Genomic DNA, 20,220 nt, shown 5'->3' on the forward strand with positions numbered 1-20,220 from the left:
ACCCACCCAGCGAAGACCCATCCGAGGCCTTCGTCTTAAGCATAAATCTCGATGGGTGTACCGTCACTGACCATGGCGTAGATGTCTTCGATCTCTCGGTCCGTGACCGAGATGCACCCTGCCGTCCAATCCCGCTTATCCTTGGGATCAACACCAGGGCGTGGGCCACCGTGAATGAAGATATCTCCGCCGGGCGAACGCCCCTGCGCCTTCGCAAATGCGATGTCCGCCTCGTTCGGGTACGAGATCCCAATGGAAAGATGAAACAGACTGTCAGGATTTCGCCTGTCAATCACATAAGAGCCTTCTGGCGTGCGACCGTCCCCTTCAAACTGCTTGTGACCTTCGGGTGCGAAGCCAAGGCCCATGGGAAACGTGCGCAAAACACCTTCTGTCCCATCGAGGACAATCATGCGCTGACTCTTATAGACCCTCAGCCGGGTCACCTCCGGCCCCCTGTAAGTGCGGAACTTGTTCGCACATCCAGAAAGAAATGTCGCCAGCGCTCCCAGGAGGATCGTGCGACGTGAAACTCGAAAATTCACTGCTCAATGCCTCTTTCGTGAGGTCTCTTCCGAATTTGACACTAACGTGGCGTGCCAGCCCATTCAATGGCCGTGCGCCAAAGCACCTTCGGCCAATCTGTCACCGACGCGGTCACCGCCTTGGGGTGGAGACTCCGCACGGTGTCCGTTCAAAAGTCTGAGCGCATTTGCGACCACCAGCAGTGACACGCCAACATCTGCGGCAATTGCCCCCCACATCGTCGCCATGCCAAAGGCCGTCAGCCCCACAAAAACGGCTTTGGTGGCGAGAGAAATGCCGATGTTCTGCCGAATGATCGACATCGTGCGGCGCGAGTGACCGATCAGCCAGGGAACTTTGCCAATGTCATCGGTCATCAAAGCGATATCAGCAGTTTCTATGGCCGCATCCGAGCCGACAGCGCCCATGGCAATCCCGTAATGCGCCCGCGCCATGGCAGGCGCATCATTGACCCCGTCCCCGATCATCGCGACCATGTCATGCTCTGCGACCAACTCCTCAATAGCCGTCACCTTGTCTTCGGGCAAAAGCTTGGCCCGTACCTCATCAATGCCAACCTCGTCGGCCACGGCACGGGCTGTGCGCTCGTTGTCACCGGTCAGCATGATGATCTTTGTGACGCCCTGCGCGTGCAGCTGTGCGACAATACCTTTGGCATCGGGGCGAATGCGGTCGCGCAATTCCAGAAGCCCTGTCACACCGTTCTCATTGCCTACCGCTACAAGCGTGCTGCCCGCTTCCTCGATCCGGTTCCGCAGATCAGATGGAATGGTGTCGCCAAAGCCCTTTTCGACCGCGAAGCGATCCGAGCCGAGCCAGACACTCCGCCCGTCCATGCGCCCTTCCAGCCCACGACCCGGAACCGTGCGGGTGTCTTCGGCGGCCTTGACCGAAATCCCGTCCTGCTCGGCTTTGCCGAGAATGGCGCGCGCGAGGGGATGCGACGACCGGGCCTCCAAAGCCCCAGCGATGGTGAGGAGATCGGCTTCGGACACATCCCCCAAAGAATACACTGCGGCCACCTCCGGCTCGCCCATGGTGATCGTGCCGGTCTTGTCCAAGGCGAGGGCCGTGGTGCGGCCGGGCGCTTCAACATAGGCGCCGCCTTTAATCAGCACTCCAGCGCGCGCGGAAGCCGCGAGGGCGGCGACAATGGACACTGGCGTCGAGATGACCAGCGCACACGGACAGGCGATGACCAGCAAGACCAGTGCGTTGTAGAACCAGTAGTTCCATTCACCGCCCAAAAGAAGCGGAGGCAGGACGGCGATTGCGACGGCAAGTGCCATCACGATCGGCGTATAGATCCGAGCAAATTTTGCGACCCATTGCTCGACCTCAGCGCGTTTGGAGTGCGCGTCGCTGACCATGCGGATGATTTTCGACAGCACCGTGTCAGTCGCCGCTTTCGTCGCGCGGACCGTGAGCGTTCCCTCACCATTGATGGTTCCTGCGTAAACCTCATCACCGGCCTCCTTCGGGACAAGCGCGCTTTCGCCTGTGATCGGAGCCTGATCAACCGCCCCTGCCCCGTCCAATACCTCACCATCAAGTGGGATGCGATCGCCACCCCTGACAATGAAATGCGCCCCAACGGCGACTGCGGAAGCCGGAACGTCTGCCTCGGATCCGTCGTCGTAGAGGACACGTGCTTTTGGCGGTGCGAGATCCAAGAGCGCTGAGACCGCGTTTCGGGCCCTCCCGACACTCCAGCTTTCCAGATAGAGAGACAAAGAGAAGAAAAACGCGACAGTCGCGGCCTCAAAATATTCCCCAAGCGCGATGGCACCTGCCACGGCCACAACCATCAGCAGGTTCATGTCGGGAGACATTCGACGCGCAGACGACCATGCTTTCGGTGCGACCAACCAAACACCGCAAAGAATTGCCAACCCGAAAAGCGCGACCTCGGCAACCGGCATTGCAGCCTCGCCATGTCCCGAGAACAGACCGAGTGCGCCGCCCAAGCCAGTTTCCACGATATGATACCCGAACCCTGCGGCCCAAAACCCGCCACTCAGAAGCGTGAACCATTTCTGCTTGGCGAGATGCGCCGCCTGATCGGCGCTGGCATTGTCCGCGTCCCACGCACGGGCCGTCATCCCCGTGCTGGCAACCAAGTCCAAGATCTGGCTGTCCGAAATCTGTGCGGCGCTTTCCAGCACGGTCATCCGACCGTTGATCACATCAAAAGCCAAGTGCTCTGCCCCGCCGAGTTTCGGACCGACGACTTTGGAGAGGATGGAGACCTCTTCGGCGCAGTCGAGGCCACTCACCTGAAAGCTTCGGCCATGCTCGGGCAGCGTTGAAGGGATTGCGCCCGCAGATCCCGCGCCGCCACCGCAGCAGGTTGCCTCACCAGACCCATGCGTTGAATGGTCATGTGCGTGAGAGACGTCGTGTTGCTCGGTCTCGGAATTTGCCGCCATTTGTTCTCTCCAGAAGCATATGTTGAAACGACTCTAATGTCTCCAGTGGCTTTAGGTTCAAGGCCTAACTCCAATGTCGTTGTAGATTTCCAAACGGCACAACTGAGGTCGTTGCAACATGGCGCAGAGAATGCGATTGATATCCGTAGAAATGCAAATTGTGTGAACTGGCAGGGGGTTGTCGTGCGAAATGGATCAGGAACACTATTGGTAGGCGCTATTTTATTGAGCGCGTGTTCAGCCACGACGCCTCCAAACGGGTCATCGAATATCGGCAACGCTCCGGAGGCCGTTGTGGAATTGGCCGGGCCAGGTCAGAATCTGGCTACAGCCCGCCTTCGCCCAGAAGACGGTTGCTACTGGTACGAACACAACGGGCCAGTCGAAACCACGCTCTTACCTTTGCGCACAGCGAATGGTAACCCGATCTGCGTGGCCAAAGAAGCCTGACTGTTCCTTGCGGAAGAGGTCATTCGGCAGCGTAAAGGTATGCCGTCGAGCCGATCTGAACATTCGGATAGAGATCGTTGATATGCGCCATCACCATACGGACGCAGCCTGAACTGGCCCGACCACCGATAGATCGCGCCTGAGGCGATCCATGTATTCTCAGATAGGTGTCTCGATTGCCAACAAAGAGGTAAAGCGCACGGGACCCAAGCGGATTACTCGGCCCCGGTTCCTGCCCATCTGCCCATTGAGCGTATTCGGGGTTCCGCTCGATCATGGAGGCCGTTGGCGTCCAATGCGGCCATTCAACCTTGCGCCTTATTGTGTAGGTCCCCGGCTCGTAAAGGTTACCCCTCGCAATCGCCACACCATAGCGCATCGCTGTGCCGCCATCCTCGATGTGATAGAGATAGCGCGCAACCGCATCGACGTGGATGTCCCCGGGTATCAGCCCATCGTTCGCAGCCACCCGCTGCGGGAGAAACCGAGACTGCAGCCCCCATGGGTTTGACGTCGCCGGATCGTACCCTACTGGAGTGACTTGCGCATCCCAGGCGGCCTTCTCGCTATTTGTCGGCCAGCTTTTTGCCAACACGGGGCTTGCCAACGGTGCCGAGAACAATGCAGCGCTCGTTGAAATGAAATGACGTCGTGTCAGCATTAATCGTACTCCGGCTTCTAATTCCAACAGTCTTGTGGCGTTTGTCATCGGGTTTTATCGTGGTGATACAACCTCAAGCAACTATAGGTTCAAGTGTCCATCTCAGTTTTCTGGTCAATTTTTCTTGAGTAATAGGGCTGATGAAACAGCCGAATTTGGCCATTCACATGTCATATCCCACCGAATTCCCTGAATGCGAGTAACGCGTCACAACGGTTCCTGTTGCGCGATTTTGGGTTGCGCGAATGAATGCTTGTAAGCGGCGTACGCCCAAACCACTGCAAGCATAAGACTAAGCACAGCGTTCCAGCTCGCCATAGACAGGCTGAGGAACTCCCAGGCGACTTCGTCGCACATGACCAAGGCTGATGGTGCGGATGATGCAGAGGGCAACAGGTCCGCGCCTGACAAGTTCGATATATCAAGACCAGAACCAGTGCATGACGTCGGTCCTTCCCACCATCCTCGCTCTACGCCTGTATGAAAAAAACCAATGCCTGCTGTTGTGAGCGCGGCAGCAGCACCTGCCGTCAAGAGGATTAGGGTGGGCACGCCTGTCAGGAGCAGTACGCCAATTGCCACAGCGATGCCGTGAGGATACCTTTGCCAGATGCACATCGCGCACGGCGCATAGCCAAACGATTGAAAAGCAAATGCCGACAAGAGAAGTGTTGCTGACCCGATCGCAGCTAACAGCCCAAAGTGTTTTCCCGTAACCGACATTGTTCTGTTTCCTGTCGGGGTCTTGCAGAATGTAGGCGCGCCCGAGCTTCGAGTATTTCCGTATCGCGCCAACTCAGTGTTTTCACGAGAAGAAATGTATCGGTTTGTAATGTTGACCTACTCCAAGACGGGGCGGTACGACGTCGCACGTGATCCCTTTCGCAAGGCCTCAGATGGATTCCAAGAAACGATCAACACTCTTGACGATCAGTGCGATCATCGCGGGCTATGCAGCGCTTCGAACCGTGCCCTCTTTGCTGCCGGAAAAACTTGAACTTGAAGCACTCGATCGTCCGAAAGGCTTCCGGAGATTTATCGCCGGTGAGACATCCGGATCGTTTGACGCGTTCGTCGGCTTGGACAGTCCGGACAGTGTGGATGTCGCAGCACGGAAGGCTGCGGCTATTGAGCGAGTCTCAGCAGATATTTGCGGCGCTCTCTACGGAGACCTCGACATGAGCAATGCACGTATCCCTTTGGCATCATTTTCTGACTATTATTGTCCTTTTTGCAGAGTACAAACCAAGAGCTTCGCCGATATGACAAGTAAAATGCCAGATCAGGTTGCAATAGCATGGCACGAGCTTCCTCTGCTGGGCGACAGTTCTAATCTGGCAGCAAAGGCGGCCCTGGCCGCCAAGCGGCAAGGTGCCTATGTCGCATTCCAGGAACGTTTGATGACCTCGCCATTTCAAGCCACACCGGAATACTTGGCCCGCCTTGCCGATGATCTAGACGTTGATGGCGCAAGGCTCGTCGCCGACATGGAAAGCCCGGAAGTTGCGCTAGAGCTGGAAAATAGCGCGGCTCTCGCGCAGGTTTTTGCCTTTGTTGGCACACCTGCCCTCGTCATAGGTCGTACAGTTGTCCAAGGTCAGGTCAGCGACAGAATGATACGAAGGATCATTGACCTTGAGCGCGAGGAGGGCTGGGACGTTGCCTGTGTGTCGGCCTGAAATAGGTGTGCTGTCTGCCGTTCTCTCCGCCTTCCTCTTCGGTCGAAATTGGAGACGGAATGGATAGGCGGCGCTTCATCCTGCTTGCTCCTGCGTTGGCCATAGCCCCCTATTCTGTGGTGGCAGCGACGCGCGAAGCCTGGTCAGCCGTCGAAGCTTCGGACGCGTTGGCGCAGGGCGAGATTTCCCTGATTGATATTCGTTCACGCGTTGAGTGGATGGACACAGCTGTGGCGAAAGACGCCTGGCCGATCAGCATGCATGAACCGAGGTTTGAGCAGAGGTTGTTCGCTGCACGCGATCTGTCCGGCGAAAAACCAATCGCCTTGATCTGTGCCACCGGAGGGCGGAGTGGCCGTCTCTTGAGCGCTCTAAATCGAGCGGGATACCCGGGCTTCATCGATGTCTCAGAAGGCATGTTGGGATCACTGAAAGGGCCAGGCTGGATCGCACGCGGTTTGCCTGTGACGGATCTGGAGGCGGCCATGGCCAATTTGCCGGACGTTCTCCGTTGATCGTGGGTCCGCGTCCATGAAGGGAGCGGTTTCTCAATTCTGGGCTGGGTTGCTGTCGATTGTTTTGGGTTGCGTAAGCATCCTCGTCTTCGATGCTGCCCATGCCGCGGAATCCGAGACTTTTTCAAACCCTGCGGTCTCGGCGCGTCTGATCTCGGCCGAAGACGGGATTGCGCCTGATGCCGCCTCCGTTTCCCTTGGATTGGCCTTGGAGTACGGCGAGGGCTGGAAAGGATACTGGCGTACGCCCGGCGAGGTTGGCTTGGCACCGAAACTCGACTGGGCTGGTTCGACCAATCTGAAATCCGCCGAGCTCCTCTGGCCCGCGCCGGAACGTTTCGAGGCCTTCGGGATCGAGAACTTCGGCTATTCAGGTCGGGTTGTCTTGCCGATCCGCGCGAGACTTGAGGACGCCGGCCACCCTCTGGAACTGCGTGCCCGCGTGTCCTTGCTGACATGTTCGACTGTCTGTGTGCCTCATGACTTCGAATTGTCACTCGCCCTGCCACAAGGCATCGGGATCGATACAGACTCGGCTCGCCAGATTGCTACTTATGCCGATCGCGTTCCCGCGGCACCCGAGAACAGCGACATCAGGATATCGGTCACGGCCCTAGATGCGCGCGACTCGGCACTCATCGTTATGGCAACGAGCGACACGCCGTTCGGTAAAGTCGACGTGTTCCCGGAATTCGGACCCCTTGTGACCTTTGGCAAACCAGATATCCGATTCGATCGCGATAGAACGGAACTCTGGGCACAAATACCGATCAACGCCTGGACCGAAGAGTACGCAGAGCCTTCGGTGACGATCACAGACACCGCACGTGCAATCACGGCGCCGATCACTCTTACCTCAGATCCCCCTGCCCCACCGTTTTCAAGCGCGAACCCTCGAACGAGTGTGCTGAAGGTCATGGCGGTGGCCGCCATCGCCTTTCTCGGTGGTCTGATCCTGAATGTCATGCCTTGCGTGTTACCCGTTCTATCGATCAAGCTCACATCCGTTTTGAAGGCAACCGGTCAGTCCCGGCAGATGACGCGCAACGGATTCCTGTTTTCAGCTTTGGGGGTACTGACATTTGTCTGGGCGCTTGCGGCTGCCTTAGTGTTTTTTCAATGGATCGGAGTATCCGTCGGTTGGGGTATACACTTCCAAAATCCGGTCTTCGTGACGCTGATGTTCATGGTCATCGCCGTCTTTGCCGCCAATCTCTTCGGTGCATTCGAGATAAGCCTGCCTGCGGCCCTTCAAGACCGCCTGGGTGCAAGCAATGCCAGAGCCGGGTACATCTCAGACTTTGGCACCGGACTGCTTGCGGCCATCCTCGCTACGCCGTGTTCCGCCCCGTTCCTCGGCACCGCGATCACCTTTGCGCTCGCGGGTACACCACTGGACGTGATGGTGATATTCACCGCGCTCGGGCTTGGACTGGCCCTCCCCTACCTCGTCATTGCCGCACGTCCCGAGTTGGTCACGCGACTGCCCCGGCCCGGGCGATGGATGCTTCTGGTCAGGATCCTTCTTGGCGGTCTGTTGCTGGCAACCGCCGCATGGCTCTTGTTCGTTCTTGTCGGCGTGGCGGGTGGGCGGGCAGCTGCCTTTATCTCGGCACTCACAGCTGTGTTCATCGTCGCCGCATCAATCCCACAGGCAAACCAATGGGTACGGCGTGCGGTTCTAAGCGCCTGTGTTTTTCTGGCGATTTTCGGGGCAGGTCTCATCTCAACCCCTGACCGCACCACTCCGGGGGTTGATGCGACATCTCACTGGCAGAATTTCGAACCTCTCGGCATCGCGCGCCGCGTCTCTGAGGGAGAGATCGTGTTCGTCGATGTGACTGCAGATTGGTGTCTGACCTGCAAAGCCAACAAGTCTCTCGTGCTCGACAGGGATCCAGTGCGTGCGCGGTTGCGCGGCGGTTCCGTGATCGCCATGCAGGCGGATTGGACCCGCCCGGATGACAACATCGCGCGGTTTCTCGAGCGGTATGACCGCTACGGTATCCCTTTCAATATCGTCTTCGGCCCGGGGGCGCCTTCTGGTATTGCACTCCCGGAGATACTGACACCACAGGCCGTGATCGACGCGCTCGACACCGCTTCTGTGCGCAGTCTTGCTAGGGAATGACGCCATTTCTTACGCTGGAGCTCCCGCGCCCTTTTCAGAATCAAACGTCCGGCGCTGGAGGCTTCCTAAACCAGATGCGTTTTCAGGGGAGGTTCTTCAATTCACCAGAGAGATCCTTCAAGATCGGGCAATCCGGCCGGTGATCTCCGTGACAGGCCTCGACGAGATGAGACAGCGTCTCGTGCATCTCCTGAAGCTGGGCAATCTTGTCGTCGATCGCTCTCAGGTGCTCTTCAGCTATGGTCTTTACCTGGGCACTTTCCCGCGTTTCATCCTCGTAAAGGGTCAAGAGATTGCGGCAATCCTCGATCGAGAACCCGAGCGCGCGCGCGCGACCCAGAAACGCAAGCTTGTGCAGATCGGTCTCGCGGAACGCACGGTATCCGTTGCCGCTGCGCTGCGGCCTGACCAGGCCGATATCCTCGTAGTAGCGGATGGTTTTGGGCGGGATGCCGGACCGCTCTGCAACTTCTCCAATGTTCATGAGACGATCCTCCTATTCTGCGGGTTGGGTCTGTGCACTGATCCGTGGTGCGGTGATGTCTCTGTCTTCACGCAAGGCCGGCGCGATGCGGCGCAGACGCAGGGCGTTTGTCAGAACCGATACCGACGACAGGGCCATCGCACCCGCCGCGAAGACCGGGGAAAGAAGCAAACCAAAGGCCGGATAGAGAACCCCGGCGGCGACCGGGATCAGCGCGACATTGTAGCCAAAGGCCCAGACAAGGTTCTGGCGAATGTTGGTCATGGTGCGCCTGGAAACCTCGACCGCATTCACCACGCCGCGCAGATCGCCTGACATCAAGACCACATCGGCGGATTCGATGGCGACATCGGTTCCGGTGCCGATGGCGATGCCGACATCCGCATGGGCCAGGGCCGGTGCATCATTGATGCCGTCGCCGACGAAAGCAATCTTTCGGTCTCCCGCGCGCAGATCGTCGAGCGCTGCGACCTTGCCATCCGGCAGGACTCCCGCGATGACATGGTCGATTCCGGTTTCGCGCGCGATGGCCTCCGCCGTCTCGCGTTTGTCTCCGGTGATCATCGCAACCTTGAAACCGCGCGCGTGCAGGGCTGCAACGGCTTCCTGGCTGGCGGGTTTCACGGGGTCTGCCACGGCGATCACTGCGGCCAGTTTGCCGTCGATAGCCGCATAAAGCGCTGTCCGGCCCCGCCCTGCCAGCTCGGCTTCCGTTTCGACCAAAGCGGCGATATCGATGCCTTCGCGGTTCATGTAGCGGTCCGCGCCGACCATCACCTCCTGTCCTTCGACGGTCGCGGCGACGCCATAACCCGTGATCGACCGGAAGCCCGTAGCATTCGGAATGGCGATCCCTTCGGCCCGCGCGCCGCGCACAATGGCTTCGGCGATGGGATGCTCAGACTGGGCCTCCACGGCAGCGATCGTGCTCAGCACCCTGTCTCGGTCCAAACCGTCGGTGGTGACCAGATCGGTCAGCGACGGCTGACCTTCGGTGACAGTCCCCGTCTTGTCGAGTGCGATGACATCGACTTCGGACAAGGCCTGGAGCGCATCCCCCTTGCGGAACAAGACTCCCATCTCTGCAGCGCGTCCGGTGCCCACCATAATCGACGTGGGCGTGGCCAAGCCCATGGCGCAAGGACAGGCGATAATCAGAACCGAGACGGCGGCCACCAGCGCGAAGGTCAAAGCGGGGTCCGGTCCGACAAGCAACCAGACCACCACCGTGAGCGCGGACATCGCCATGACCGCAGGCACGAACCACAGGGTCACGCGGTCAACAAGGCCCTGGATGGGCAGTTTGGCGCCTTGCGCCTCCTCGACCAGGCGGATGATCTGTGCGAGCGTCGTATCCGACCCGACCCGTGCGGCCTTGAACGTCAGACTCCCGGTGCCGTTGACGGTCCCGCCCGTTACGGCCGCACCTGCAGCCTTCTGCACGGGCACAGGCTCTCCGGTAATCATGCTCTCATCCACATTGCTGGATCCCTCGGTAACCTCGCCGTCCACCGGGATCCGCTCACCCGGTCGGACCAGGATCACATCGCCAACGGCGAGTGCATCGACATCGACCTCTACCGTTTCACGACCCCGAACGACGCGCGCGGTGCGGACCTGCAGGCCCAGCAGAGCCTGAATCGCAGCGCCGGTGCGGCCCTTGGCGCGTGCCTCGAGCCATCGGCCAATCAGAATGAGGACGACGATGACCGCAGCGGCCTCGAAATAGACCGCGCGCACCCCCTCTGGCAGAAGTCCGGGAAGAAAGGTTGCGACCACCGAATATACCCAGGCCGCACCGGTGCCGACTGCGACGAGGCTGTTCATGTCCGGCGCGCCCTTGAAAAGCGCGGGAAACCCCTTGGTGTAGAAATGGCGTCCCGGCCCGAAGAGGACGAGTGTTGCGAGGACGAACTGGATGATCCAAGACGTTTGGAGACCAATCGTCGTCATCACCAAGTGATGAAATGCCGGAACAAGATGGGAGCCCATTTCTAGGATGAAGACCGGGAGCGTCAGAACTGCCGCCAAAAGGACGCTGCGGCGCAACCCGTCGGCTTCTTCTGCCTTGCGTGCGACGCGAGATTGGCTCGCCCGCGCCTCCGCAATCTCGGCCGGATAACCGATTGCCGCTGATGCGGCCATCAAGTCGCCCAGAGACACCACGCCCTCGAGATACTCGACTGTCGCTGTTTCTGCCGCAAGGTTCACGCTGACGGAAAGCACTCCGGGCACGTCAGCCAGTGCCTTGTCCACCCGCCCGACGCAGGATGCGCAGGACATGGACGCAATGTTCAAGGTGACCTTGGATGTCCGCGCGGGATACCCCAAGGAGGCAAGCGTCTGTGTGGCGTCGGCAAGCCGAGACGGATCATCCAGCGAAAGGCGCGCCGTCTCAGACGCGAGGTTGACGGCGACTTCGGAAACCCCGTCGAGCCCCGCCAAAGCCTTTTCAACACGTCCCACGCAGGATGCACAGGTCATGCCTTCGATGCTGAGCGTTGTTTGGCTGGTGTCGGTCATGGCGTGTTACCTCGATTGCGTGCTCGAGACAGATATAGGGCTTCCAGTCACTGGAAGCTCAAGGGGTTTATCGGAGATTTCTTTTTGGGGCCGGCACAGCAGCAGCCTACAGTCCCTCTAAGCCCCTGTTTCCGATTGAAATGTATCGATTTGTAAACTTGTCGCACGAGCGATTGGTGCGCTATCTCCGAGGTAGGAGTATGTTCGATGATTATGTCAGATAAAGAAAAGCAGCCGCAGAATTCAAAGATGATGCACGTCGGCATGTGGGTGTGCTGCGCGGTGATGCTGCTTCCACTGCTTGTTTTCTTTGCCCGCGGCGGCACAGTTTCTGGCCTGCCGGGCAGTTTCGGCGCTCTAATCCCGATCGTCCTTTGCCTCGGCGCACATGGCGTGATGTTCTTCTTCATGGGGAAGTCCTGTCATGGAGGCAGCAAGTCATCGGACAGCGACGCGCCCGGCGTGGCAAAAATCCCTGTCCAGACATCAATGGACGCTTGACCTTCTACTAACCGGAAGCCCCGTCTCTCATCTGGTGAAAGAAAGGGGGCTCCATGCGACTTCACGTTCCGGACATGAGATGCGGTCATTGTACCGCAGCGATCACCAAAGAGATCACGGCCCTGGACACTTCGGCGAGCGTTAGGGCTAACCTAGACTCGCGAACGGTCGATGTGGACACGTCGTGCACGATCAGTGCTGTCGTCGAGGCGATCAAAACTGCCGGATACGCAGCTGAACCTATTTCTTCATAGCCCGCGCCTCTTGGGTGAGACGGATCATTTGATCTGCCTCGATGACGCCCGGAACCAGCGCATCTCCGATCACGAAAGACGGGGTGCCATTGAAGCCGAGCTGGCGGCTCATCTCCATTGACGCCGCGATATGGGCATCGATCTCAGGCGCCTGCATGTCCCGTCGCAGCTGCGCGATATCCAAACCAATCTCCCGTGCGACCTGGATGACGGACGCTTCCTCGGCCCGGCCTTGCATGCCCATCAACGCCCAGTGAAACTCCTCGTATTTGCCCTGCTCTCGCGCGGCCAATGCGGCGCGCGCGGCAAACACCGAGCCATCACCGAGGATCGGCCACTCTCGATAGACCAGCTTCACGTTGGGGTCTTCGTCCAGCAGTGCTTCGATATGCGGCTTCACCCGACGACAATAGGGACAGTTGTAATCGAAGAACTCCACGACCGTGACGTCGCCGTCTGGATTCCCGAGAACCGGCGCGTTCGGGTCGTTCTCGAGGAGATCGCGGTTTTCGGAGAGGACACTCGCCGCTGCGGCCGCCTGCCGCGCCTGTTCACGCTGTTCAATGATCTGAACCGCCTCGAGGACGATTTCCGGGTTTTCGCGGATGGCCTCCAGAACCAATTCCTTGACCCGGTCTTCGTTGAGTGCGTCGGCATGAGACGCGAGTGGGATAACCAGAGTGACAACCAGTGCCATTGCCGTTGCGATCTTCATGAGCGTTCTCCTAGTTCACCGCCACGCCCTTAGTGCGCGCGGCCTGCATGTCCTGAATTTCCTCGGGCCAGGTCGACTTGATGTACCCGAGAATGTTCCAGATTTCCTGATCGGTGAGTTGATCTCCGAAGCCGGGCATGCCGCTGTCGAACTCCATGCCTTGCGCCGCCATCATCTCGCGGCCTCCTAGTCTCGTGTAGTTAAACAGAACCTGGTCTTCGTGATGCCAGGTGTGACCGGTTTCATCATGGGGTGGTGCGGGCAGCCGACCGTCCTCGCCCGGACTTCGCCAGTTGTCCTGACCTTCCAGATTGACCCCATGGCACGCGGCACAGGTCTCGGCATAAAGCGCCTTGCCGGCGACGAGATCGACGCTTTCCGGCATCACACCGCTTTGGACATCACCGGCAGACCCGGTCCAGACATAGGCCGCCGCCCCGAGCGCCGCCAGGACACCAATCCCCAGGATGGCAGTCATAGCTCTCATGCCACATTGACCCATGCCATCATGCCGGACGCCGCGTGTGACAGCATATGGCAATGCAGCAGCCATTTTCCGGGGTTGTCTGCCACGAAGGCAATGTCGCGCACTTCGCCCCGGTCGAGCAGCGTGGTGTCGCGCAGCGCGCCGAGGCTGCCATCGGGTGCGATCTCGTGAAAATGCATGCCATGAAGATGCATGGCATGCGGAAACGATGTGTCATTGGTGATCTTCAGCCGAACGGTTTCGCCACGCGACAGTTCCGCCAGTGGCGGGCCATCCATGCCCCCCACTGCGCCGTTGAAGGCCCAGAAGTTTCCTGCCTCCATCATGTCGCGCATCGAAGACATCCGTCCGCCCATCATGGCACCGCGCATGCCGCCCATGGCCCCGCCCTCCATCAGCAACGCGATGTCCCTTGCCGATGCCAGATCGGGCATGGCATGGGCATTCGGCGGCAGGGGTTGAGGCGTTTCGCGCCGCGCTCGTGTGCCGTCGCCTTTCACCTCGAAGGCCACTTGAGAAAAGCTTTCATCGCGGCTCAATTGCACGATATGGCCCGCGCTGCCGGCCTCTGCGGTCACGTCGACGATCAGGTCCACCCGTTGTGCCGACGACAGCAGGAATGGACCCTTCACATGTTGCGGTGTGGCCAGCGGCATCCCGTCCATGGCCACGATCCAGCCATCGAGCCCCTCCAGCGCGAGTTGGAAAATCCGGGCGTTGGACGCATTGATCAGCCGCAAGCGCAGACGCTCATGCCGTTTCACGCTCTTTGCGAGATTGTAGACGCCGTTCGTTGTGATGTAGTTCCCGAGGCGCCCGGCATGGCTGAGGTCATGCATCGCCCCGAAGGTATCCGCGATCTGAGCTGTTTCCGGATCGATACGCCAATCGTCAAGGATCAGGACCTCTTCCCGGTCGATATCGATCGGCTCCGGCTCTTCGACGATCAGCGCACCCTGAAGACCACGTGCGACCTGCTCGAACGAGCGGTTGTGCGCGTGATACCAGTATGTGCCCGCGTCGGGGACGACGAAATCATAGTCAAAGCTGTCCCCGGGGCGAATGGCATCCTGCGTCAAACCCGCTACTCCATCCATCGCATTGTCGATGCGAATCCCGTGCCAATGGGTCGATGTCGGATCGGGTAAGTCATTGATAACACGCCTCTGTACCCGCGCGCCTTGCATAACCCGGATTTCAGGGCCCGGTGCGATACCATCGAACCCCCAGATCTGCGTTTTTCCGTAGTCGTCAGGTAAAAGCTGCATGTCGGCGACCCGGGCTGTCACCGCGCGCATGTCTGATTGTGCAGACAGTGCATTCGGCATGCACACCAAACCGGCAGCACTCATGCGAAGAAAATCGCGTTTTGAAAGTTTCATGATGGCACCGTTAGGATTGAGGTGAAGACAGCCGTGGCAAGCAAGATGACACCGATACAAACCCATTCGAGAGAAATCGATCTTGCAAGGTGCGGCCCAGCTTTGGGATCACCGCTCTGCAAAGCGGGCACAAGCCGTGTTTTGTTGATGGCGGCAAGGGCCAGAAGCAGCGTCACGACGGCAATCTTTGCCAGAAGTGTCAAACCATAGGCAGTGCCGAGAAGCGCGGGTAACGAACCAACCAGTCGCCAGGTCATTACCACGCCAGCGAGCAGCAAGAGTGGGACCGCAACAGATGCGACCTGTCCAAAGCGATGTCCAAGCACAGCAGCAACTCGCAATGTGTCCGCAGACCCTGAAAGCTTATGGAGCGGAAGAAGGACGCCGATCCAGAATGCGGCAACGATCAGATGACCGAACAAGACGCTCTGAAACCACAGGCGATCTTCGCTGGCGACATGACCGATCTCGCAAAAACTCCAGATTGCCAAGAAACTGCCCAAGAGCGCGACCCATAGCCACCGTCCCCCCAAGGCCACACCGGTCAGGAGTGCGCCCAGGCCCAGTAGCCGCGACAGCAGGGCGTCTCCGGGCGGCGTTTCCCAGAGCAACGCAAGGATTGCCAGATTAGTCATGCCTGAAGCATCATCCATGAGCACTGCGCCCCGCACGGCAAAGCCGAGGAATGACATTGCAGCCGCCAAAAGAGCAAAGAAAACGGCCCAGGCGCGTAGAAAACGGTCGAGCCCAGCCAACTGCTCGGAAAAGACTTGGCGACAGAGTATCAGCCCGGCACTCGTGAGGACGCCGAGATAGAGCAAAAACTTTGTGGCAACCGCAGCCTGTCCCCAGATATCCGGCACCGCTCACTTCACTTCAAACGAGAAGACACCGTTCATCGGGTGCCCATCAACACCAAGCCCGCGCCATTCGATGTGATACATCCCCGGCCCCATGGGCGTGAGAGGCAGCGAGAATTCTTTGACAAAACCGGATTGGGCGCCGAGGTCCAGAGCCTCGGTGTGCGTTTCAGCATGGGTCATTTCGACTTTCGTCAAACGCATCCCATCGTTGAAGCGCAGTTCAATCGTTTCTGGCACGACCTCAAGAACGGCACCATTTGCAGGCGTCATGCTTTCCTTCTCAGAATGAGCAAGAGCAGTCGAACCGATAAAAGTCAAAACCATGGCAAAAAAGAAATTGTACTTCACTGGAATACCCCTTCGTTAAGCATCACGATCGGTTGTGCCCGTTGCGAGCTACCCTGGTGATTGGCATGATCCTGCCGCGCCATATCAGATCAACCTGACTTTCGTGCCAACGGGCACTCGGTCAAACAATTCTTCAACCTGTTCGTTGTAGAGACCAATACAGCCGTTGGAGGACCGTCGTCCGATCTTGCGCGTGTCCGCCGTGCCATGAATTCGGTAATATTGCCACGACAGGTATAGCGCACGCGTCCCGAGGGGGTTTTCAGGATCGCCGCCAGGGATTCTTGCCGGCCATTCGGGATTGCGCTCGCGCATGGACGGGGTTGGCGCCCAACTTGGATTTTTCCGCTTCTCGACGACTTCGGTGTACCCACGCCTCGTCAATTCTTCTGTCATGGGAACGGAAGTTGGATAGAGGCGCATTTCGCCATCGGCTGTCCAATGCTGCAGCACTTTCGAGTTGGTGTCAGAGATGATCAAGCCGACACCGAGCGCGTCGAAATGGTCCTGCCAAGCATGCGTTCGAAAGGACGACACATTGCGCCGCACCGAGTTGACCTCCTGCGCTCTGACAAGAGAAGGCGCGAAGAGCACCGTGGCGCCAAGCCCGCGCGCAAAGCTGCGCCGGGTGAAAAAAATCGGTTTCTTGACTGCATGGGCCTGCCTCGTTTCCATGTCGAACGCTTTGTTTTCTATCGAAGATCAGTGAGCGACGGAATGCAGGAAGGCCCGGAATTTTGTAAGGTTATGTATCAACCCGCCGGTTGGATGGTGGCGCTACACTTTCTTGGTTCGAGCCGAAAATCCGGTTTCGGCGCGCGCTTCGGGATGCTCTGACGGAGATGTCATTGCAGCTCGATTCGCAGTTACGGGCAAAACAATGCGTGCACAGAGCCCGCCCTCTGTGCGGTTCGACAGGGTGATTGCGCCGCCGTGTTGCAAAACGATGCTGCGGGCGATTGAAAGGCCCAGCCCATGGCCTCCGGTTTCGCGGGAGCGCGATCCCTCGAGGCGCAGGAAGGGCTGGAAGACATCGCGCAACCGGTCATCGGGGATTCCCGGCCCATCGTCCTCGACCAAAATCTCGATGCTCTCGTCAAAGATGCCCCAGGTCAGGGTCGGGTTGCGCCCGTAGCGCCCCGCATTGTCGATGAGATTGCGCAAAGCACGGCGCAGCGCCTTGGGCTTGATCTGCACCATTGCCTCGGGTCCCGGGCGCACGTCCAACGCACCGTGGGTTGCGTCCCGAATGTCGGTCAGGAACGCGCCAATCTCGGTCCGTTGCAGGGCCTCGTCCTGTCCCACACCGCGCGCATAGGCCAGCGTGGCTTCCACCATATCCTGCATCTCGTCGAGAGAGGCCGTGATGCCGGTCTTGGTCTCCGCATCCTCCACCATCTCGGCATGAACCCTGAGCGCGGTGAGTGGCGATCTCAAGTCATGAGCCAGGGCGGCCAGCATTTGCGTCCTGTCCGTGACGAAGCGAGCCAGGCGCGTTTGCATGTCATTGAAGGCCGTAGTCAGGTTCCGCACTTCATTTGGGCCGACCGGCGTGAGGGGTCCTTGCCCGCCACCGCGCCCGAACTCCTCGGCAGCCGCGGCGAGATCATTCAGAGGCCGCGTGAGGCGCGTCAGCAGAAACCAGAATATCGCCAGCAGCAAAACGGCTGCCGTCAACACGAAAGAGAGGGTGGAGGCCCAGGACCATTGTATCGGCGGCCGCTCGAACCGGGTGGCGACGTTCAGCCATTGGCCGCCGGCAATGGCGATCGAGACCTCCATTTCGAGGGCCGCCAGGGTGCCCTGCATCATCTCGGCGTGCATTTCCGCCATTTCCGGAGAGAGGTTCGGCAGCGGCAACAGCCCCTGTTCAATCTCATGCACTTCGACCCGAATATCGCGGGTGTAGCCATCGTTCAAAAGCGCACGCACGCGCGCTTCGATCGCTCCGTTCTCATCATGGTGGGTGTGCGTTACGGCAGGCGTGTCGCCGAGATCGAAGCGTACAAGGGGCGAGTTTGCCGCGGCCACGATATCCTCATGCAACGTCGGCGGTGCTTCCTCGATCAGACGGGCGACGTTTGCTGCGCGTCCGGCTGCCTCGCTGCCGATGGCCGCTTGCACGGCAAGCGACCGTTCATCGACAAAAAGCCACAGACCCACGACCTGCGCCACGAACAGGACCACCACCACCAAAAGGGCGATCTGTGAGCGGAATCCCATCCGCATCAAGCCTCGACCTCCACATCACAGTTCAGGCAATACCCGCCATTGCGCACCGTCGATATGATCCGGGGGCGAAGCACATCGGGTTCGATTTTCCGGCGCAGGCGCGAAACCTGATTGTCGATCGTACGGTCAAATGGTCCGGCGACACGGCCGGCGCTCAACTCCAGAAGCTCATCCCGGCCGATCACCGCCCGGGGACGCTCCAATAACACCGTCAGCAACTTTGCTTCGGCCGTGGTCAGTGTATTGACCGTGCCATCGGGGCAAATGACATGGCTGGCGTCGTGATCGAATGTGATCCCGGCGAATACGGCCCGCTTGCCCGCAAATGTTCCGCCATGGGGTGCATATCCGTCTCTCGCACGGCGCAGGATCGCATTGATCCGGGCCAGAAGCTCGCGCGGATTGAAGGGCTTGGCCAAGTAGTCATCTGCACCGGTGTCGAGCCCCTTGATCCGAGCGTCATCGTCGCCGAGCGCCGTCAGCATGAGAATCGGCGTTTTCTGCTGCTCCCTGCGCAGCCGTGCGCAGGCCGCGAGCCCGTCCTCTCCCGGCATCATGATATCGAGCACGATCAGATCGAATTTGTCCTCGCCCAACCGTGCATCCATCTCGCCCGCACTTTTGGCTCCCGTCGCGCGCAGCCCGTTTTTCTCCAGGTAGCGCGTCACGGAATGCCGGATCTCGGCATGATCATCGACGACCAGAATATGCGCCGATGCCGCCATCAGCGATCGGGTCCCACACATCGGCACGTCTGGCCGATCGGTCTACTGTTCAATAGATCGAGTTCCATAACACCCAGAATAGATTGTTCTTTCGGGAAAGACCCGCACCTCGTTTGTCGCAATATGTATCAATAGACCTGACATGTCTTGACCCTCCAGTTGCTGGAAGCCCCATCTGACGCGGCATGACAGGCGCAAGACCAGACATATCGGGACAACATCCCGCCCAATCAGCGCACCGGACCTTGGCGGCGCCCGCTTGGATCGGGTTTGCGCTTTTTGTGGTCACAATGCCCGCTCACCTCCTCCTGGAACAGGCAGACTCGCTTGCCTTGGCAGCGGTCACACTGGCGCTGATCGGCGGGGCTTATATCGGGTTCGGAGCCGCCGATGGCCGTCGCTCCGTGTTCTGGTCTGAGCTGGCGGTTGCTCTCGTCTTTGGGGCGGCGGCCGTAGCGGGTCTCCTTTGGCATTGGGCAGCCTTGCCTCTGGGTCTCGCGCTCCATGCGCTGTGGGATCTTGCCCATCACAATGCGGTCCGCCTTGCCCGGGTCCCACACTGGTACATCCCGTTTTGCGTCGTCTTTGACCTGATGGCGGCAGCCTTTCTTGTGCTGCTTTATGCGAGGTAGGCCATGGTGCGTGTCGTTGTTCTTGTCCTTCTGGGGCTCTCGCTTCTCGTCCTGGCGCGTCCGGACCTTGCGGGGCTCGATGCCGATCTGCCGGAGCGCGACGACCTGCGCCTGTGGATCGAGGCGGCTGGTCTTCTTGGTCCGGTTCTGGTCGTGGCGCTGATGACGCTGGCGATCGTGGCCAGTCCCCTGCCCTCGGCGCCGATCGCGCTGGCTGCCGGGGCCGCCTATGGTCACACCTACGGAACACTGCTCGTCGTGCTCGGCGCAGAGATCGGCGCGCTTGCCGCGTTTCTGCTCGCGCGCGGGCTGGGGCGCCCTTTCGTGGAACGCCATGTCGGCGAGACGATCGGACGTGGACTTCTGGGGTCACAGAATACACTGACGTTTCTGGTGTTCGGAAGCCGACTGCTGCCGTTCCTGTCCTTCGACATGGTCAGCTACGCGGCGGGGTTAAGTGCCCTGCACCTTTGGCGGTTTGCCCTGGCGACACTCGCGGGGATCATTCCGGCCAGCTTCTTGCTCGCCCATCTCGGCAGCGAAGCCATGAATGGAGACGTGCAAACCGCCACCTGGACGGCGCTGGCGCTTGGCGCATTTACCGCCCTTTCCGTCCTCTTTGCGGTCTGGCGCGACCGCCGCACTCCAAAGAAGGAAATCTGA

At 59.4% G+C, this 20,220-nt stretch carries 22 protein-coding genes; 8 read left to right on the forward strand and 14 right to left on the reverse strand.

Going from position 1 to position 20,220, the window contains the following annotated elements:
- Positions 1 to 35 precede the first annotated feature (35 nt).
- A complete protein-coding gene (locus tag AB4K19_RS20280) occupies positions 36 to 512 on the reverse strand; it encodes a L,D-transpeptidase family protein (protein WP_338551300.1) in 477 nt (158 codons plus the stop codon).
- Between the two features lie 96 nt (positions 513 to 608).
- Positions 609 to 2,975: a heavy metal translocating P-type ATPase gene (locus AB4K19_RS20285; RefSeq protein ID WP_436399563.1), complete on the reverse strand. Its 2,367-nt coding sequence runs from the start codon at positions 2,973 to 2,975 to the stop codon at positions 609 to 611.
- Between the two features lie 219 nt (positions 2,976 to 3,194).
- Between AB4K19_RS20285 and AB4K19_RS20290 the strand changes: the two genes are divergently transcribed.
- Complete coding sequence (locus tag AB4K19_RS20290; RefSeq protein WP_375231077.1) at positions 3,195 to 3,425, forward strand: hypothetical protein; 231 nt, start codon at positions 3,195 to 3,197, stop codon at positions 3,423 to 3,425.
- A 19-nt stretch (positions 3,426 to 3,444) separates the two neighbouring features.
- On the opposite strand, the gene AB4K19_RS20295 is transcribed toward AB4K19_RS20290, so the two are convergent.
- Both AB4K19_RS20295 and AB4K19_RS20300 read right to left on the reverse strand, forming a co-directional pair.
- Complete coding sequence (locus AB4K19_RS20295) at positions 3,445 to 4,086, reverse strand: L,D-transpeptidase (protein ID WP_375231076.1); 642 nt, start codon at positions 4,084 to 4,086, stop codon at positions 3,445 to 3,447.
- A gap of 207 nt (positions 4,087 to 4,293) precedes the next feature.
- Positions 4,294 to 4,809 (reverse strand): disulfide bond formation protein B, encoded by a 516-nt coding sequence (locus tag AB4K19_RS20300; RefSeq protein ID WP_375231075.1) that lies wholly within the window; start codon positions 4,807 to 4,809, stop codon positions 4,294 to 4,296.
- A gap of 173 nt (positions 4,810 to 4,982) precedes the next feature.
- Between AB4K19_RS20300 and AB4K19_RS20305 the strand changes: the two genes are divergently transcribed.
- The 3 genes from AB4K19_RS20305 to AB4K19_RS20315 are packed head-to-tail and all read left to right on the forward strand — an operon-like array spanning position 4,983 to position 8,411.
- The gene (locus AB4K19_RS20305; RefSeq protein WP_375231074.1) at positions 4,983 to 5,765 is read left to right on the forward strand and encodes a DsbA family protein; all 783 of its coding nucleotides are present in this window, start codon (positions 4,983 to 4,985) and stop codon (positions 5,763 to 5,765) included.
- 59 nt (positions 5,766 to 5,824) lie between these two features.
- Positions 5,825 to 6,280 (forward strand): rhodanese-like domain-containing protein, encoded by a 456-nt coding sequence (locus tag AB4K19_RS20310; RefSeq protein ID WP_436399564.1) that lies wholly within the window; start codon positions 5,825 to 5,827, stop codon positions 6,278 to 6,280.
- Between the two features lie 16 nt (positions 6,281 to 6,296).
- Entirely contained in the window at positions 6,297 to 8,411 is a 2,115-nt protein-coding gene (locus tag AB4K19_RS20315; protein ID WP_436399565.1) for a protein-disulfide reductase DsbD family protein, read from the forward strand.
- Positions 8,412 to 8,493: 82 nt separating this feature from the next.
- Here AB4K19_RS20315 and cueR read toward each other — a convergent pair whose 3' ends face one another.
- Both cueR and AB4K19_RS20325 read right to left on the reverse strand, forming a co-directional pair.
- Complete coding sequence (gene cueR, locus AB4K19_RS20320; RefSeq protein ID WP_436399566.1) at positions 8,494 to 8,895, reverse strand: Cu(I)-responsive transcriptional regulator; 402 nt, start codon at positions 8,893 to 8,895, stop codon at positions 8,494 to 8,496.
- Between the two features lie 12 nt (positions 8,896 to 8,907).
- Positions 8,908 to 11,418: a heavy metal translocating P-type ATPase gene (locus tag AB4K19_RS20325; protein ID WP_436399567.1), complete on the reverse strand. Its 2,511-nt coding sequence runs from the start codon at positions 11,416 to 11,418 to the stop codon at positions 8,908 to 8,910.
- Between the two features lie 207 nt (positions 11,419 to 11,625).
- On the opposite strand from AB4K19_RS20325, the gene AB4K19_RS20330 reads away from it, so the two are divergent.
- Both AB4K19_RS20330 and AB4K19_RS20335 read left to right on the forward strand, forming a co-directional pair.
- Positions 11,626 to 11,919, forward strand: coding sequence for a DUF2933 domain-containing protein (locus tag AB4K19_RS20330; RefSeq protein ID WP_436399568.1), 294 nt, complete (start codon positions 11,626 to 11,628; stop codon positions 11,917 to 11,919).
- A gap of 74 nt (positions 11,920 to 11,993) precedes the next feature.
- Positions 11,994 to 12,173 carry a heavy-metal-associated domain-containing protein gene (locus AB4K19_RS20335; protein ID WP_436399608.1) on the forward strand — a complete coding sequence of 60 codons (180 nt, stop codon included), beginning with the start codon at positions 11,994 to 11,996 and terminating at the stop codon, positions 12,171 to 12,173.
- Here the strand turns inward: AB4K19_RS20335 and AB4K19_RS20340 are convergent.
- The 8 genes from AB4K19_RS20340 to AB4K19_RS20375 all read right to left on the reverse strand — a co-directional run bounded on the left by AB4K19_RS20340 (position 12,160) and on the right by AB4K19_RS20375 (position 18,925).
- Positions 12,160 to 12,888, reverse strand: coding sequence for a DsbA family protein (locus tag AB4K19_RS20340; protein WP_375231037.1), 729 nt, complete (start codon positions 12,886 to 12,888; stop codon positions 12,160 to 12,162). The genes AB4K19_RS20335 and AB4K19_RS20340 overlap by 14 nt on opposite strands.
- Positions 12,889 to 12,898: 10 nt before the next feature.
- Positions 12,899 to 13,375 (reverse strand): c-type cytochrome, encoded by a 477-nt coding sequence (locus AB4K19_RS20345; RefSeq protein ID WP_375231038.1) that lies wholly within the window; start codon positions 13,373 to 13,375, stop codon positions 12,899 to 12,901.
- Positions 13,372 to 14,757 (reverse strand): multicopper oxidase family protein, encoded by a 1,386-nt coding sequence (locus AB4K19_RS20350; protein ID WP_375231039.1) that lies wholly within the window; start codon positions 14,755 to 14,757, stop codon positions 13,372 to 13,374. The genes AB4K19_RS20345 and AB4K19_RS20350 overlap by 4 nt, the downstream gene beginning before the upstream one ends.
- A complete protein-coding gene (locus AB4K19_RS20355) occupies positions 14,754 to 15,620 on the reverse strand; it encodes a copper resistance D family protein (protein ID WP_375231040.1) in 867 nt (288 codons plus the stop codon). The genes AB4K19_RS20350 and AB4K19_RS20355 overlap by 4 nt, the downstream gene beginning before the upstream one ends.
- 3 nt (positions 15,621 to 15,623) lie before the next feature.
- Positions 15,624 to 15,968 carry a copper resistance CopC family protein gene (locus AB4K19_RS20360; protein WP_375231041.1) on the reverse strand — a complete coding sequence of 115 codons (345 nt, stop codon included), beginning with the start codon at positions 15,966 to 15,968 and terminating at the stop codon, positions 15,624 to 15,626.
- Between the two features lie 84 nt (positions 15,969 to 16,052).
- Complete coding sequence (locus tag AB4K19_RS20365) at positions 16,053 to 16,643, reverse strand: L,D-transpeptidase (protein WP_375231042.1); 591 nt, start codon at positions 16,641 to 16,643, stop codon at positions 16,053 to 16,055.
- A 102-nt stretch (positions 16,644 to 16,745) separates the two neighbouring features.
- Positions 16,746 to 18,197, reverse strand: coding sequence for an ATP-binding protein (locus tag AB4K19_RS20370; RefSeq protein WP_436399569.1), 1,452 nt, complete (start codon positions 18,195 to 18,197; stop codon positions 16,746 to 16,748).
- The gene (locus tag AB4K19_RS20375) at positions 18,197 to 18,925 is read right to left on the reverse strand and encodes a response regulator (protein ID WP_375231067.1); all 729 of its coding nucleotides are present in this window, start codon (positions 18,923 to 18,925) and stop codon (positions 18,197 to 18,199) included. Before AB4K19_RS20375 ends, AB4K19_RS20370 begins: the two co-directional genes overlap by 1 nt.
- A gap of 185 nt (positions 18,926 to 19,110) precedes the next feature.
- Between AB4K19_RS20375 and AB4K19_RS20380 the strand changes: the two genes are divergently transcribed.
- Positions 19,111 to 19,557 (forward strand): DUF6010 family protein, encoded by a 447-nt coding sequence (locus tag AB4K19_RS20380; protein WP_436399570.1) that lies wholly within the window; start codon positions 19,111 to 19,113, stop codon positions 19,555 to 19,557.
- Positions 19,558 to 19,560: 3 nt separating this feature from the next.
- Positions 19,561 to 20,220 carry a TVP38/TMEM64 family protein gene (locus AB4K19_RS20385; RefSeq protein WP_375231045.1) on the forward strand — a complete coding sequence of 220 codons (660 nt, stop codon included), beginning with the start codon at positions 19,561 to 19,563 and terminating at the stop codon, positions 20,218 to 20,220.

The organism is Roseobacter phycocola, assembly GCF_042055075.2.
Lineage (GTDB): Bacteria > Pseudomonadota > Alphaproteobacteria > Rhodobacterales > Rhodobacteraceae > Roseobacter.

Excerpts from the sequence above, each read along its gene's own strand:
- AB4K19_RS20285 (WP_436399563.1), bottom strand. The coding sequence starts at position 2,975 with ATGGCGGCAAATTCCGAGACCGAGCAACACGACGTCTCTCACGCACAT.
- AB4K19_RS20295 (WP_375231076.1), bottom strand. The coding sequence starts at position 4,086 with ATGCTGACACGACGTCATTTCATTTCAACGAGCGCTGCATTGTTCTCG.
- AB4K19_RS20300 (WP_375231075.1), bottom strand. The coding sequence starts at position 4,809 with ATGTCGGTTACGGGAAAACACTTTGGGCTGTTAGCTGCGATCGGGTCA.
- AB4K19_RS20305 (WP_375231074.1), top strand. The coding sequence starts at position 4,983 with ATGGATTCCAAGAAACGATCAACACTCTTGACGATCAGTGCGATCATC.
- AB4K19_RS20310 (WP_436399564.1), top strand. The coding sequence starts at position 5,825 with ATGGATAGGCGGCGCTTCATCCTGCTTGCTCCTGCGTTGGCCATAGCC.
- AB4K19_RS20315 (WP_436399565.1), top strand. The coding sequence starts at position 6,297 with ATGAAGGGAGCGGTTTCTCAATTCTGGGCTGGGTTGCTGTCGATTGTT.
- cueR (WP_436399566.1), bottom strand. The coding sequence starts at position 8,895 with ATGAACATTGGAGAAGTTGCAGAGCGGTCCGGCATCCCGCCCAAAACC.
- AB4K19_RS20325 (WP_436399567.1), bottom strand. The coding sequence starts at position 11,418 with ATGACCGACACCAGCCAAACAACGCTCAGCATCGAAGGCATGACCTGT.
- AB4K19_RS20330 (WP_436399568.1), top strand. The coding sequence starts at position 11,626 with ATGATTATGTCAGATAAAGAAAAGCAGCCGCAGAATTCAAAGATGATG.
- AB4K19_RS20335 (WP_436399608.1), top strand. The coding sequence starts at position 11,994 with ATGAGATGCGGTCATTGTACCGCAGCGATCACCAAAGAGATCACGGCC.
- AB4K19_RS20340 (WP_375231037.1), bottom strand. The coding sequence starts at position 12,888 with ATGAAGATCGCAACGGCAATGGCACTGGTTGTCACTCTGGTTATCCCA.
- AB4K19_RS20345 (WP_375231038.1), bottom strand. The coding sequence starts at position 13,375 with ATGAGAGCTATGACTGCCATCCTGGGGATTGGTGTCCTGGCGGCGCTC.
- AB4K19_RS20350 (WP_375231039.1), bottom strand. The coding sequence starts at position 14,757 with ATGAAACTTTCAAAACGCGATTTTCTTCGCATGAGTGCTGCCGGTTTG.
- AB4K19_RS20365 (WP_375231042.1), bottom strand. The coding sequence starts at position 16,643 with ATGGAAACGAGGCAGGCCCATGCAGTCAAGAAACCGATTTTTTTCACC.
- AB4K19_RS20370 (WP_436399569.1), bottom strand. The coding sequence starts at position 18,197 with ATGCGGATGGGATTCCGCTCACAGATCGCCCTTTTGGTGGTGGTGGTC.
- AB4K19_RS20375 (WP_375231067.1), bottom strand. The coding sequence starts at position 18,925 with ATGGCGGCATCGGCGCATATTCTGGTCGTCGATGATCATGCCGAGATC.
- AB4K19_RS20380 (WP_436399570.1), top strand. The coding sequence starts at position 19,111 with ATGACAGGCGCAAGACCAGACATATCGGGACAACATCCCGCCCAATCA.
- AB4K19_RS20385 (WP_375231045.1), top strand. The coding sequence starts at position 19,561 with ATGGTGCGTGTCGTTGTTCTTGTCCTTCTGGGGCTCTCGCTTCTCGTC.